Annotated in this window: 14 protein-coding genes; 6 read left to right on the top strand and 8 right to left on the bottom strand. The window is 31.3% G+C overall.

Annotated features, from left to right (window positions below):
- From IM744_RS19155 to IM744_RS19135, 5 genes are all read left to right on the top strand, one after another.
- Positions 1 to 1,020, top strand: a complete 1,020-nt coding sequence (locus IM744_RS19155; protein ID WP_194509795.1) for a DUF368 domain-containing protein — start codon at positions 1 to 3, stop codon at positions 1,018 to 1,020.
- Positions 1,013 to 1,753, top strand: coding sequence for a shikimate dehydrogenase family protein (locus IM744_RS19150; RefSeq protein ID WP_194509794.1), 741 nt, complete (start codon positions 1,013 to 1,015; stop codon positions 1,751 to 1,753). The genes IM744_RS19155 and IM744_RS19150 overlap by 8 nt, the downstream gene beginning before the upstream one ends.
- Before the next feature lie 244 nt (positions 1,754 to 1,997).
- On the top strand, positions 1,998 to 4,109 hold the full coding sequence (locus IM744_RS19145; RefSeq protein WP_194509793.1) for a DUF349 domain-containing protein: 2,112 nt from the start codon (positions 1,998 to 2,000) through the stop codon (positions 4,107 to 4,109).
- Positions 4,110 to 4,260: 151 nt separating this feature from the next.
- The gene (locus IM744_RS19140; protein ID WP_241738377.1) at positions 4,261 to 4,632 is read left to right on the top strand and encodes a hypothetical protein; all 372 of its coding nucleotides are present in this window, start codon (positions 4,261 to 4,263) and stop codon (positions 4,630 to 4,632) included.
- A 178-nt stretch (positions 4,633 to 4,810) separates the two neighbouring features.
- The gene (locus tag IM744_RS19135) at positions 4,811 to 5,275 is read left to right on the top strand and encodes a nuclear transport factor 2 family protein (protein WP_194509791.1); all 465 of its coding nucleotides are present in this window, start codon (positions 4,811 to 4,813) and stop codon (positions 5,273 to 5,275) included.
- Positions 5,276 to 5,458: 183 nt separating this feature from the next.
- Here the strand turns inward: IM744_RS19135 and IM744_RS19130 are convergent, their stop codons facing one another.
- The 8 genes from IM744_RS19130 to IM744_RS19095 form a co-directional block, all read right to left on the bottom strand.
- Positions 5,459 to 6,175: a toxin-antitoxin system YwqK family antitoxin gene (locus IM744_RS19130; protein WP_194509790.1), complete on the bottom strand. Its 717-nt coding sequence runs from the start codon at positions 6,173 to 6,175 to the stop codon at positions 5,459 to 5,461.
- Between the two features lie 94 nt (positions 6,176 to 6,269).
- A complete protein-coding gene (locus IM744_RS19125; protein WP_194509789.1) occupies positions 6,270 to 6,818 on the bottom strand; it encodes a 1-acyl-sn-glycerol-3-phosphate acyltransferase in 549 nt (182 codons plus the stop codon).
- A 1-nt stretch (position 6,819) separates the two neighbouring features.
- Positions 6,820 to 7,902, bottom strand: coding sequence for an iron-containing alcohol dehydrogenase family protein (locus tag IM744_RS19120; protein WP_194509788.1), 1,083 nt, complete (start codon positions 7,900 to 7,902; stop codon positions 6,820 to 6,822).
- 46 nt (positions 7,903 to 7,948) lie between these two features.
- Positions 7,949 to 8,569, bottom strand: coding sequence for a CatA-like O-acetyltransferase (locus IM744_RS19115; protein WP_194509787.1), 621 nt, complete (start codon positions 8,567 to 8,569; stop codon positions 7,949 to 7,951).
- Positions 8,569 to 9,273, bottom strand: a complete 705-nt coding sequence (locus tag IM744_RS19110) for an HAD family hydrolase (protein WP_194509786.1) — start codon at positions 9,271 to 9,273, stop codon at positions 8,569 to 8,571. Before IM744_RS19110 ends, IM744_RS19115 begins: the two co-directional genes overlap by 1 nt.
- Positions 9,274 to 10,002 carry a 3-deoxy-manno-octulosonate cytidylyltransferase gene (gene kdsB / locus IM744_RS19105; protein ID WP_241738376.1) on the bottom strand — a complete coding sequence of 243 codons (729 nt, stop codon included), beginning with the start codon at positions 10,000 to 10,002 and terminating at the stop codon, positions 9,274 to 9,276.
- Between the two features lie 45 nt (positions 10,003 to 10,047).
- The gene (locus tag IM744_RS19100) at positions 10,048 to 10,614 is read right to left on the bottom strand and encodes a DUF4126 domain-containing protein (RefSeq protein ID WP_194509785.1); all 567 of its coding nucleotides are present in this window, start codon (positions 10,612 to 10,614) and stop codon (positions 10,048 to 10,050) included.
- 150 nt (positions 10,615 to 10,764) lie between these two features.
- Positions 10,765 to 12,192 carry an ATP-dependent DNA helicase gene (locus IM744_RS19095; RefSeq protein WP_194509784.1) on the bottom strand — a complete coding sequence of 476 codons (1,428 nt, stop codon included), beginning with the start codon at positions 12,190 to 12,192 and terminating at the stop codon, positions 10,765 to 10,767.
- 206 nt (positions 12,193 to 12,398) lie between these two features.
- Here IM744_RS19095 and IM744_RS19090 point away from each other — a divergent pair, with 206 nt between their 5' ends.
- Positions 12,399 to 13,139 (top strand): hypothetical protein, encoded by a 741-nt coding sequence (locus tag IM744_RS19090; protein ID WP_194509783.1) that lies wholly within the window; start codon positions 12,399 to 12,401, stop codon positions 13,137 to 13,139.
- The last annotated feature ends 3 nt before the right edge of the window (positions 13,140 to 13,142 follow it).

Raw genomic sequence — 13,142 nt, 5'->3', positions numbered from 1 at the left:
ATGCAAAGCACAAGAACTCTCAAAGACCGTATATTTTTAGTCATGAAAGGACTAGGAATGGGAGCTGCTAACAAAGTCCCTGGTGTTTCAGGAGGTGTTGTAGCATTTGTTGCTGGTTTTTATGAAGAGTTTATTTATTCACTTCAACGTGTCAATAAAACTGCGCTAAAACTCTTATTAAACGGTAGATTTAAAAGTTTTTACAGATATATTAACGGTAAGTTTTTGGCTCTTTTATTCTTAGGGATGATTGTGAGCTACTTTAGTGTCTCAAAAATTTTAGACTACTTCATTAAGCATTATGAATTATATGTTTGGAGCTTATTCTTCGGGATGATTATTGGCTCAATTTATTACATCAATAAAGATTTTAAAGATTGGAATTTTAAAAGCATTTTATCCCTTATTATTGGAATAAGCCTAGGTATAGCAATAAGTTTTCTAGATCCTGCAATGGAGAATGACAACCTTTTGTTTGTTTTTTTCTGCGGAATAATAAGCGTTTCGGGCATGACACTTCCTGGGTTTTCAGGATCGTTCATCCTCATTCTTTTAGGTAATTACATCTTGCTATTAGTAGACTCTGTAAATGCATTATATGATACATTTTCAGAAATCATAACAGGAGATTTTAGTTTTATTCAAAATGAAGTAAGAGTTAGATTGCTTAAAGTTCTAACCATGTTTACGCTTGGCTCTGTAGTTGGTTTAGTGTCATTTTCTCATGTATTGAGTTATGTGCTTAAACATTATAAAAGCATTACTACTGCATCAATTATTGGTTTTATTATTGGTTCATTAGGTGTTGTTTGGCCATGGAAGAAGACTATTTTTAAAACTGAAGTTGATGGTAATTTCTTGTTAGATTCTAGAGGTCAAAAAATCATTTTAAATTACGAGCGTTTCTTACCTCAAATGGATTCACAAACATCTATTGCAATTGGTTATATAATTTTAGGTATCATCGTCGTACTTGCTTTAGAACGCTATGGTCAATACACAAAAAAAGCACATGAGTAGATTAGGTTTAATAGGTAAAGATATTTCATACTCGTTTTCTAGAGGTTATTTCGCTGAAAAATTTGAGAAGCAAAAACTTCCATTTACGTATGAGAATTTTGATTTGAAGCACATTTCAGAATTTAAAGAACTCTTCACCAAAGATCATAACATTGTGGGTTTTAATGTCACTATTCCGTATAAAGAAGATATTATTCCTTACTTGGATAGCCTAAATAAAAAAGCTAGAAAAATAGGTGCAGTAAACACGATTACAATTGACAAAAAAGGAAGATTAAAAGGTTATAATACAGATTGCTACGGATTTAAAAAATCCATAAAACCATTCCTAAAACCACATCATAAAAAAGCATTAATTCTAGGTACAGGAGGCGCTTCTAAAGCAATTGCCTACACGCTTAAAAAGCTAAATATCAAATTTGAATACGTTTCTAGAACAAAAAAACCAGGTGTCAAATTTACTTACGAAACTTTAACTTCGGAAATTTTAGGTCATTACACTATTATTATAAATAGTACACCAATTGGAACGCATCCAAATGTAAATGAATGTCCAAATATTCCTTATGATGGGATTACCGATAAACATTTTTTATTCGATGTTATTTATAATCCGAGTGAAACAAAATTCTTAAAAATAGGCAAATCTCAAGGTGCCGAAATCTGCAACGGACTCAAAATGTTAGAGTATCAAGCAGAAAAGGCTTGGAGAATATGGGATTTAACCTTTTAATATCAAATAAATTTCAAAATAGTAGATAACAAATTTGAATTGTATTTTCTTTTATATCATATAGAAAACATAAGTATAGCCTTAGCTACGGTTCTATTTTATATTGAAATATAATGGAAATAGAAACGAATTTGATGGACTATTTTTATATTTAATAAGCATAAGAGGTCTAAACAACGACTTCTGTTTTGTAAATCAGCCTCTTGTTAGTATCTTAGCCTTCTAATATATAAAACATTGAAAAATGTCTGAGAATGATAACCTGCAAGAAGCAGATGGAAACAAAGAATTAAAATCTACTGAAACACCTCAAACTCCAGAAAGTTCTACTACTGAGAGTGAGCCAATTTCCGAAGAAATCAAAACAATAGTTGAAGAGTCTAACGACGATGTCACAGAAACAGTTGAAACGATTACTGAAGACGTAAAAGAAGTTGTTGAAGAAATCACAGAGAACGTTACCGAAGAGGTTGCTGAAACTACTGAGGCAATTACAGAAGAAGTAAAAGAAGTCGTTGAAACAACTGAAGATTCTACAGCACCTGAAGCTACTAAAAAAGCAGATGCCCATGTTGAAGAAATTGATGAATCTAATGCTGAAGATGCTGAAGATGAAGAAAATGCTGAGCGTCACACATTAGAATCTAAAGACTACCACTCTATGTCAATGGAGCAGTTATCAATTGAGTTCGAGCAACTGATAGAAAATCATAAAGTACAAAACATTAAATCGCAAGTTGAAGAGATAAAATCTGAATTCAATTCTAAATTTGATGCATTATTAGATGAGAAAAAGGAAGAATTTTTAAATGAAGGTGGTAATGAAATTGACTTCTACTATGCTTCTCCTGTTAAAAAACAGTTTAATAATGTCTTTAAAACCTATAGAAATAATTTAGGTGCTTATTACAAGCAACGTGAGAATAATTTAAAAGGGAATCTTGACAATAGATTACAAATTATTGAGCAAATAAAAGGTTTGGTCAATGATGAAGAAAATATTAATACTACATACAAAACCTTCAAAGATTTACAAGAGCAGTGGAGAAATGCTGGTCCTATACCTAGAGATCGTTACAATAACGCATGGAATTCTTATCATCATAATGTTGAAGTTTTTTATGATGTATTGCATTTAAATAGAGATTTGCGTGATCTAGATTTTAAACACAATTTAGAGCAAAAAACTAAGATTATTGAGCGAGCAGAAGAATTAGCTGCAGATGATAATATCAATCGTTCTTTTAGAGAATTGCAAGTATTGCATAAAATGTGGAAAGAGGAATTAGGTCCTGTATCTAGAGAACATCGTGATGAAGTTTGGGAGCGTTTTAGTAAAGCAACCAAAACGATACATGACAAACGTCAAGGTTACTATGCAGATTTAGATAAAGGTCGTGAGAAAAACTTAGAAGTAAAAGAAGAGATTATTTCTAGAATTATAGCGATTTCTAACGATACTTCTAATGCCCATAATGCTTGGCAAAAGAAGATAAAATCTATTGAAACTTTAAGAGAAGAATTCTTTAAAGCTGGGAAAGTGCCTCAAAAAGTAAATGAAGCTACGTGGTCTAAATTTAAAGATGCGGTTAGAACTTTTAATCGTCAAAAAAATAATTTCTACAAAAGTCTCAAAAAAGATCAATACGATAACTTAGAGAAAAAGAAAGCGTTAATTCAAATAGCCTTAGATAATAAGGATAATGAAGACTTAGCAAAAACAACACCTTTAATGAAAAAAATTCAAGGTGATTGGAAAGAAATTGGTCATGTACCAAGAAAAGATAGTGACAAAATATGGAAGCAATTTAAAGGTGCTTGTAATGCCTATTTTGATAGATTAAATTCAGAGCGTGATGAAGCTAATAAAGAATTAATGGTTGCTTATGAGCAAAAAAACACCATGCTTAAAGAAGTAAACGCTTTAGAATTGTCTGGTGATTCTAAAAAAGATATCGTTACTATTAAAGAAAAAATTGCAGCTTGGAAAGCTATTGGGCATGTACCTTCTAACAAACGTTATATTGATGGGAAATTCAATAAAGCGCTAGATGGTTTATTTGGTAAGTTAGATATGGATAGAGCTAAACTTGAGATGATCAAGTTTGAAAACAAGCTTGAAAATTTAGCACAACCTGGTGATACTCGATTATTAGATAACGAGCAAAACTTCATAAGAAAGAAAATTGGAGAGGTCAAGGGAGAAATTATTCAATTAGAAAACAACTTACAGTTTTTCTCGAATGTTGATGAAAGTAATCCTTTAGTAAAAGAAGTATTTAAAAACGTTGATAAACACAAAAAGACGCTTTCTATTTGGGAAGATAAATTGAGAAAAATTAAGGGTATGTATTAAATCATTGCTATAATAAAAAATTATGATGTATCTAATTTGGTCAATAATAAACGGAATAATTTTTTTGTGCTTTTTATATCTAATTGTTGGATTTATAGCTAAAGGTAAAAGGATTTTTAAGCCTCAATTTAAATATATTTCAATCTTTATAATGATTATTGGAATTACGCAAATCATTTCAGCATCTAATGAAGATAAACCCAATAACCGGATAATAATAACAGAAGGTTATAACAATAATAATAGTAAAGTTAAAAGAATATTATTGGAAGATAATTTAGCTTTTGACATTAATTTAAGCTTGAAATACTCAATTGACGAAAATGAATTTATTCCTATATCAAGCAATAGTTCTTTGACTGGATTTATAAGTGGCTATGTTTGGGATTTTAAAACAATCGAAACAAAAAACAATAGTAAGACTAAGCAATTAGAATTTACAGCTAATGGTATTTTACAATGGGAACTTTTTGGGATTGACGTATATGCTCAATACAAGACATTTAATGGTATTATAGAATAAATAAGCTAGAGTCATATAAACACCAAGACTTTTATTAATTAAAAACAAAAAGACCATCATTTCTGATGGTCTTTTCTCTTTTTTAGAGCAATTTTAAAAGCAGATAATTGCTACTACTCTATTTACGCAAATTTTAATGATACAGTTTTCGTAAACTAATAATGATTAACTTTATTGCATGAATTCAATTATAGAAAATTTTTACAGTGCTTTTAAAAATCAAGATGCAGAATCAATGGTAGCGTGTTATCATGATGATATTGTTTTTGAAGATCCTGCATTTGGAGTTTTAAAAGGTGACCATGCTAAAAACATGTGGCGAATGTTAATTACGTCTCAAAAAGGTAAAGATTTTAAAGTAGAATACTCAGATATCAACTCTAAAGGTCAAATGGGAAATGCGAAATGGGAAGCTCACTATATGTTTAGTAAAACTGGAAGACCTGTTCATAATAAAATAATAGCGCATTTTGAATTTAAAGATGGTAAAATCATAAAACATACAGATACTTTTAATCTTCATACGTGGTCTAAACAAGCGCTTGGATTAAAAGGCTTATTACTTGGTGGTACTTCATTTTTTAAGAAAAAGCTTAATCAACAAACCAATCAATTACTAACCAAATTTGAGGCTAAATTGTAATATCTTTTTTAGTTAAATTGATATAAAACAAAAAAGCTACTTAAATAAATTAAGTAGCTTTTGTAATAATTAATTCTGTTTCTTTTTAGGGACTTACGTTTACTTTATGTTTCAGTATTAATTACACTTATATACAGTCAAAATGTGTGCCAAAGTGCTAACTTAAAAGGTTTTGCGTCAATTTTATTTTACAAAGAAACAATTAGTATCATCTTCAAAAGCACCTTCTGTATCGCAAGTTTTAAACAGTTTCCCGTTTTTATAGTATATACGTTTAGTGTAATTGCCATTTTCTAGATGCATTTCTATACGATCAAAACCATTTGTATTATAGCGTACTTTTGCTAAGCCTGACATTGGTTTTTCATCCACATAATAAATTTTAGAAAGCAATTTTCCATCAGGTCTTAATACAACATGAGTTTTTTGTTTTAAACCATAAATATCGATTAGGTTGATAGTATCATTATCCACAATATCAAACTTAGGAGCTTTTCGTCTCACTTTATATTTATGCTTGGTATTTGTAATAGTCTCTCCATTTAAAGTTACAATTTGTGGTTGTGTTTTTAATCCTGAAATTTCATAAACCAATTCATAAGCACAATCACATTCTACTAATTCTTCAATACGTATTTCTGTAACTATAGTAATTGAATCGTTGATTTTTTCTATCTCTTCGGAAAATTCCCAAACACCATGATGCCTCAATTTAAGTGTATCATTTATAAATTTGATTTCGCCTTCTGCTGTACGTTCGCAATTAGTCGCTACGAAGACCTTATAAACTTGAGAAGAATCTGTAATGGTATGATTTAGAATACGATTTTGAACCTTGCGTCTATTTTGGTAATAGATCTCTTCACATTCCGAAGAAGAATAACTAATTAATTGTGGCATTTTAACTTGTGCTGCACAATCTATTGAAGCGATACATAGCATTACGATAATTAAAACATATGCCCTACTTTGTACATTCACTTTTAAAATCTGTTTAAGAATACTCAGGAATTTTACCCACAACACCTTTAAAGAACGCTTTCATAAAAGCAAAATCTGCTTCTACATCATCTGTAGGATAGAAAGGTTCTGAAATATGATTTTCTTTATTTTTAAAATCTAGGGTAAACATAATGATTGGCACATTAGCTGCTTTGGCAATGTAGTAGAAACCTGTTCGCCATTGTTTTACATTTTTACGAGTACCTTCTGGAGCGAGCGTTAACCTAAATTCTTCTTTGTTTTTAAATAACTCAGCTATAGCTTCCACCTTATTTTGTCCAGATGTTCTATCTAAAGGCGAACCACCTACTGCTCTAAAATAATAACCTAGAGGCCAAGTAAAGAGTTCTTTTTTACCAACAAAATTGGTTTTAACTCCTGTTAATTTCCGAAGAAACATTCCGATAAAAAAATCCTGCCAACTTGTATGAGGAACAGCAATAATCACTGCTTTTTTAACTGTGTCTTGAGAAAAATTAGTATTGCCAGTGAATTTCCAGCCTAATAATTTGAAATAAATAAAACTTACAAGCCATCTCATATTACATCTTTTGGTAGAGTGCTTTCAACTTATCTCTTGTAATTATTTCTTCCCAGTTATCACCAATTGCATTTTCCCATAATGGTGTCAAACTTAATGCAACATCAATCATGATGTCAAATTCGTCATCTCCTAAATGCTCACAAATGCCTTGAGGTATTGAAATGTTATGCTTTTTTCTCATGGCTTTGTACATGGCAACACCTTCGGGATAATAGTCCTCTAAATGTTCAAAAACGATACAGTTTCCAATTCCGTGTTTAATACCTAAAAGATAACCCAAACCGTAGCTCATCGCATGTGCAACTCCTACTTGAGAGTACGCAATACTCATTCCTCCATGCCAGGAAGCCATCATTAATTTGTCTTGAGAATCTTCAATAGAAAGAGAATCTTCTAAAAATATTTCTTTGCAAAGCTCCAATGCTTTTTCTCCGTAGCTTTGACTAAATGCGTTTAAGTAAGTCCCATTTAAAGATTCAATACAGTGTACAAAACAATCCATACCTGTATAAAACCATTGATCTTTTGGCACATCTACTGTTAATTCTGGATCTAAAATAACTTGATCAAAAGGCGTGAAATCACTATTTATACCTAATTTTCTTTCTGGTCCAGTTAGTATGGTTGTTCTAGAAACTTCGGCTCCTGTACCAGATATGGTTGGTACACCAACATGGTAAATTGCTGGATTTTTAACTAAATCCCAACCTTGATAATTTTTAGCTTCACCTTCATTAGTCAACATGATTGCCACAGCTTTAGCTAAGTCCATGACAGTACCGCCTCCAATACCAATAATCCCAGAAGGTCTATCTTTATGGTTTAATATAATTTGTTCTACCAACTCATCAACTTGTGATGTTTTAGGTTCTTCTTTAGCAGATACGAAAAGTAGTTGATCCTCATAAGCTAATGAGAGTCTTGATGTTATTAAAGGATTTCCTTTAAACACGTCATCAACCAAAAATATAAATGGCGCTTTTACATTTAATCGCTTAGGAGCGATTATATCTCCTAACTGATTAAAACTACCTCGTCCAAAAACTATTCTGGACACCATTGGATAATTTTTATAACTCATTTATTTGTCTTCTTTAACAAAAATAAAAACATAGTTGGATTTATCTTTATTTATTTAAATAATGTTGAAATTTTTCGGCAAATAATCCAACATGATAACCATCAACTAATGCGTGATTTACATTTATGGACACATTCATCATCAATTTTCCATCATTTTCTTTAACAGTTTTACTAAAAGCTAATTTAGGTATAGAATCTAAAGTCCCAGAAACAGGTTCTTTATGACCTGAGAAATTAACCCAAGGCATAGCAGAACAATGAATACACATTAAATCATTTCGTAATGGAAACAATGCTCCTGTGTCTTCTATTCTGTTTTTTTCTGAAATGAGATGTTCCAAAAATTGGTTTAAATCCTCATCAAATTCTATATATGAAAACCCGAATGTTTGATCTGACCGCATTAATGTTGCTGATGCATTAATAGTTTCATATTTAACAACCTGATTGTCTTTTACTCTTAATTTTAATTCGTCTACTTCATTAATCGCTTTCATGCAGTCATGCAAGTACTTTCCGAAGAAAGAAACATTGTGAGCCTTTGCAAAATCATAGGCTTTACTTACATCAACTGGAAAAGTGACCGCAAAATAAGGATCTTTTAATGTTGAAAAATGATCGTAATGTTGCTTACGTTTCCAGGTATTTTGATTGATAACTTCCACTAATTTAATATCATTTTTAATTCTGATAAACGCGTTATCGTTTTATAAGCTTTATTTCTAGTTTCTTGTTCATTAACTTGCTCATGTAACCAAGTGGTATGAAAAGGAATATGGATTGCCTCTGCTCCAATATTGACTAATGGTAAAATATCTGATTTTAGAGAATTCCCAATCATCAAAAATTCTGACGGTTCTATATCTAAATGATTTAGCACCTTAGAATAATTTACCTCTTGCTTATCACTCATGACCTCAATATGATGAAAATAAGAATTCAAATTAGACTTTTCTAGTTTTCGCTCTTGGTCTAATAAATCACCTTTTGTGAGAACAATTAATTTATAATCTTTTGATAAGGTTTTTAAAACATCTTCTACTCCATCTAATAATTCAACTGGAGCATCTAACATGTCTTTACCTATATTTAATATTTTGGTAATTGTTTTATTTGATACTTGATTATTTGAAATCTCAACAGCCATTTCCACCATAGATAGTACAAATCCTTTAATTCCGTAGCCATATAAAGGCAAATTTTCAATTTCTTTTCTAAACAGCTCTTGGTCTATTTTATTTGCAGTTTCATAAGGCGCTAATAATTTAGCGAACTCCAATTCTGCCTCACGAAAATAAGTCTCATTTACCCAAAGTGTATCGTCTGCATCAAAACCGATGACTTTAATATGTTGATAGTCTTTATTCAATTATTTCCAAAGTTTTTTAGCGCGTTCTAAATCTTCAGGTGTGTCAATTTCTACACCTTCAATTGTCGTTTCTACCATTTTAATTCGTTTGCCATATTCTAAATATCTAATGCACTCAATTTTCTCAGTAGCTTCAATAAATTGCATAGGCAGTTTACTAAAATCTAACAAAGCCTGTTTTCTAAACGCATAAACACCTTTGTGTTTAAAATAACGCGCGCCAGCTTCTTTGTCTCTTGGATATGGAATTGGACTACGAGAAAAATATAAAGCAAAATTGTTTTGATCAACAATAACTTTTACTGTATTTGGATTATTAATTTCATCCCAATCATGAATTTCCACCATTAAGGAGGCTAAATCAATCTCTTTATTGTGATCTTCTTTAAAGGCTTTTATAACTTTCTCTAAACTTTCTCTTTCTGTAAAAGGCTCGTCTCCTTGCACGTTTACGACAATATCAACATCTAAATCTACAACAGCTTCTGCTATACGATCACTACCAGATTCATGTTCTTTTATGCTCATGATAGCTTTTCCACCGTTTGATGTAATCTCATCAAAAATAATCTTGCTGTCTGTCACTACATAGACATCATCAAATAATTGTGTTGCTACTGTAGCCTCATAGGTTCTTAAAATAACTGTTTTACCTTCTAAATCTTGCATAAGTTTAGCTGGAAAACGAGATGCACTGTAGCGTGCAGGAATCATTGAAATTATCTTCATCTGATTAGAATTTGTGGAGTATCAAAAATAAAACTTTAATATCATTTATGTCTTACTTCTCTTAATCTTTTTATAAACTCTAAAAATGATATATAAAAGGATAATGACGAAAATAAAAGCAAGAACAGGTATAAATAAAGATACGATAGTCATCACAATAGAACTTCCTGTCTCTAAAGTTGTAACTATAGGATTGCCAAGTCCTCCTGTTAATGACGTAGAAGCCAATCGTGTTAAACCAGAACTTCCGGCAACTGCTGCAGCTGTTCCTCCTCCAGCAATGATTGCCAAAGCCCAAGTTATGGCTGGACTTAAATCTGCAACGGTAGAAACCATAACTGCGGTTCCTGCAATAGTTGCCAGCGGGATTGCAATAGAATCTAATAAGTTGTCTATATAAGGTATATAGTAACCAAATATTTCAACCAGAGTTGCAACGCCTAAAGTAACGACTGCTGTTAAACTTCCTATCCACAACCAAGACTCATTGAGTTCCCAAAGATTAAAATAAGCAGCAAGACTTAGCGCAAACAATGGCACAAATACTCGAAAACCAACTGATGCTGATAAACCTATACCTAAAAAGATGCTTATTATGGTTTCTGTTGTCATATTATATATAATTCTTTCTTCGGAAATTTTAAACCTTTATAAGAATTGATTTTATTGAGCGATTTTGGAGTTATCCTATTTCCGAAGAAAAAAATACAACTATTTTCTTAATTTTCATCTGAAAATTGAAACTGCGACTGAAAACTAAACTCAATCTTCTTCAAAAAACTCATCTTTAAAACCAATTAAATACAATTTCTCTTTAGCTCTGGTAGCTGCTGTGTACAACCATCTCATGTAGTCTTTATCTATTCCGTTTGGTAAATAGGGTTGTTCTACAAAAATGGTATTCCATTGTCCACCTTGTGATTTATGACACGTAATCGCATAAGAAAACTTTACCTGCAATGCATTAAAGTGTTTATTGCCTTTAATCTTTAAGAACTTTTTATAGTTGGAAGTTTCGTCTTCAAAATCTTTTTGAACCTCTTGATACAAACGGTTACTATCTTCGTAAGTGAGTGAAGGCGTTTCTGCTTCTATAGTATCTAACAATAAAACGGTTTCAAAAGGTTGCATTTTTGGGTAATCAACCATTTGAACTTTGACTTCGGCAAAGCGAAAATCATATAATGTCGTAATTGAGAAAATCTCTAAAACCTGAATGATATCACCATTTGCTATAAAACCAGCTTCGGTTGTTGGCTTGATCCAGAAGTAATTATTTTTAACGACCATCAAAAAATCACCAACTGTGAGCTCGTTTTCGTTAAATAGAATTCGGTTACGTATTTGTTGATTATAAAGATTAGCTCTTTTATTACTTCTTACAATAATTGCAGTGTCTTCATGACCATTTGCGCTATAAGAATCGTTGATTGCATCCATGACCTCATGGCCATCTATTAGTCTTACAATATCATCAAACCCATTGAGGTTAAATGTAAAGGACTCATAAAAATCATTCTCTATAACTTCTCTTATTCTGGTTGCATTACTTAAAATACCTGAGTCTTGATTTTGTCTTACTACTTCATCAAGTTCAATACTAGTGACGTTTTTATCATAATTTAATTCTAATAATCTTTGATCTAAAGCTGGAGATAAATCTGATTTTACAGGAGGCAACTGCGCTTTATCACCAATAAGCAATAATTTACAGTTGTGACCAGAATACACATAACTCATCAAATCATCTAATAAGGACGTGCTTTCAATATTTTTAGAATCTGAAGGCACATCTGGAATCATCGATGCTTCATCCACAATAAATATCGTGTTGCGATGCTTATTTGGTTGTAATACAAATTTTACGCCTCCTCCTTTATCTTTCTTCGGAAAATAGATTTTTTTATGAATAGTGAAAGCTTCTTTTTTAGAGTAATTAGAGATTACTTTTGCTGCTCTACCTGTTGGAGCTAACAAAACTGCACTTTTTTTTGTTTGCCATAAATTAGAAACTAGTGTACCTGTAATGCTTGTTTTCCCTGTTCCTGCAAACCCTTTTAATAGGTATAATGCATTAGGAGAATCATTAAAAACAAAGTTGGACAATTGCTCTAAAGCAATGGTTTGCTTTAATGTAGGTTTAAAAGGAAACTTTTGAATAAGTAATTTATAGAAATCTGATGTGGTCATTTAAATATTTGATATACAAATTGAAATGCAAGGTAAGGTATAAAGCCGAAACGATTTAATCACTTCACAAAACAAATTTTGTTATAGAATATGAAAGTAATTTTATATCTTTCAACTTTGAATGAATTATTTCTACAATGTTTTAACGATTGAAAAAAAATTGTAGATTTGTGTAACTCCTTAACAAAATAAAAAAAACACTAACTATGTTAAATGTAATTCTTGTAGTTGTTGGTCTAATCGCACTTACCATTGGTATCGTTTGGTTAATCGATAAATTTGTACCTAAAAAATTAAAACCTGTACTAAACATCGTGCTTTGGGCTTTAATTATCTTTTTGGGATATATAACCGTTATGTCTGTATATGGCGAGATTCAATTTAATAAACTTAAAGATGACCGTTACAAAAAGGTTATTGTAAAATTGAAAGACATTAGAGATGCTGAATTAGCTCATAAAACTGTAAAAGGTCAATTTACTAGTGATTATGATAAACTTGTTAATTTCATAGAAACAGGAAAATTCACAATTACACAACGTAGAGATACTACTATTGTTGATGAAGAATTAACTAAAAGATTTGGAGGTGTAACAATGACTAAATCAATAATATTAATTGATACCTTAGGATATGCATCAGTAAAAGATTCTTTATTTGGTGCAGATACGCGTTACAAAACGATGATGAACCTTCCTGAAGGGATTGGTAAACCAGGTACTAAAATTGAATTAGATGCTGGAGTAATGGCAGATACTGGTATTCCTGTTTTTGCTGCTTGGGTAGACAAAGACGTTATTTTATATGATCAAGAAAAAAACTTAGTCGCTAAAGAAAAGGAAGTGATGTCTGTAGATGGCGTAAGAGGACCAAAATTACAAGTAGGTTCTATGGAAGAAGCAGATACCAAAGGTAACTGGCCTAAAAACTTAAGTACAAATAACTAAAAT

Origin of the sequence: Psychroserpens luteus, from assembly GCF_015319355.1 — a bacterium.
Lineage (GTDB): Bacteria > Bacteroidota > Bacteroidia > Flavobacteriales > Flavobacteriaceae > Psychroserpens > Psychroserpens luteus.
Note: the sequence above shows the minus strand (reverse complement) of the source record. Positions and strands in the feature narration are given on the sequence as shown.

Excerpts from the sequence above, each read along its gene's own strand:
- IM744_RS19150 (WP_194509794.1), top strand. The coding sequence starts at position 1,013 with ATGAGTAGATTAGGTTTAATAGGTAAAGATATTTCATACTCGTTTTCT.
- IM744_RS19095 (WP_194509784.1), bottom strand. The coding sequence starts at position 12,192 with ATGACCACATCAGATTTCTATAAATTACTTATTCAAAAGTTTCCTTTT.
- IM744_RS19135 (WP_194509791.1), top strand. The coding sequence starts at position 4,811 with ATGAATTCAATTATAGAAAATTTTTACAGTGCTTTTAAAAATCAAGAT.
- IM744_RS19130 (WP_194509790.1), bottom strand. The coding sequence starts at position 6,175 with ATGCCACAATTAATTAGTTATTCTTCTTCGGAATGTGAAGAGATCTAT.
- IM744_RS19140 (WP_241738377.1), top strand. The coding sequence starts at position 4,261 with ATGATTATTGGAATTACGCAAATCATTTCAGCATCTAATGAAGATAAA.
- IM744_RS19100 (WP_194509785.1), bottom strand. The coding sequence starts at position 10,614 with ATGACAACAGAAACCATAATAAGCATCTTTTTAGGTATAGGTTTATCA.
- IM744_RS19155 (WP_194509795.1), top strand. The coding sequence starts at position 1 with ATGCAAAGCACAAGAACTCTCAAAGACCGTATATTTTTAGTCATGAAA.
- IM744_RS19090 (WP_194509783.1), top strand. The coding sequence starts at position 12,399 with ATGTTAAATGTAATTCTTGTAGTTGTTGGTCTAATCGCACTTACCATT.
- IM744_RS19120 (WP_194509788.1), bottom strand. The coding sequence starts at position 7,902 with ATGAGTTATAAAAATTATCCAATGGTGTCCAGAATAGTTTTTGGACGA.
- IM744_RS19145 (WP_194509793.1), top strand. The coding sequence starts at position 1,998 with ATGTCTGAGAATGATAACCTGCAAGAAGCAGATGGAAACAAAGAATTA.
- IM744_RS19125 (WP_194509789.1), bottom strand. The coding sequence starts at position 6,818 with ATGAGATGGCTTGTAAGTTTTATTTATTTCAAATTATTAGGCTGGAAA.
- kdsB (WP_241738376.1), bottom strand. The coding sequence starts at position 10,002 with ATGAAGATAATTTCAATGATTCCTGCACGCTACAGTGCATCTCGTTTT.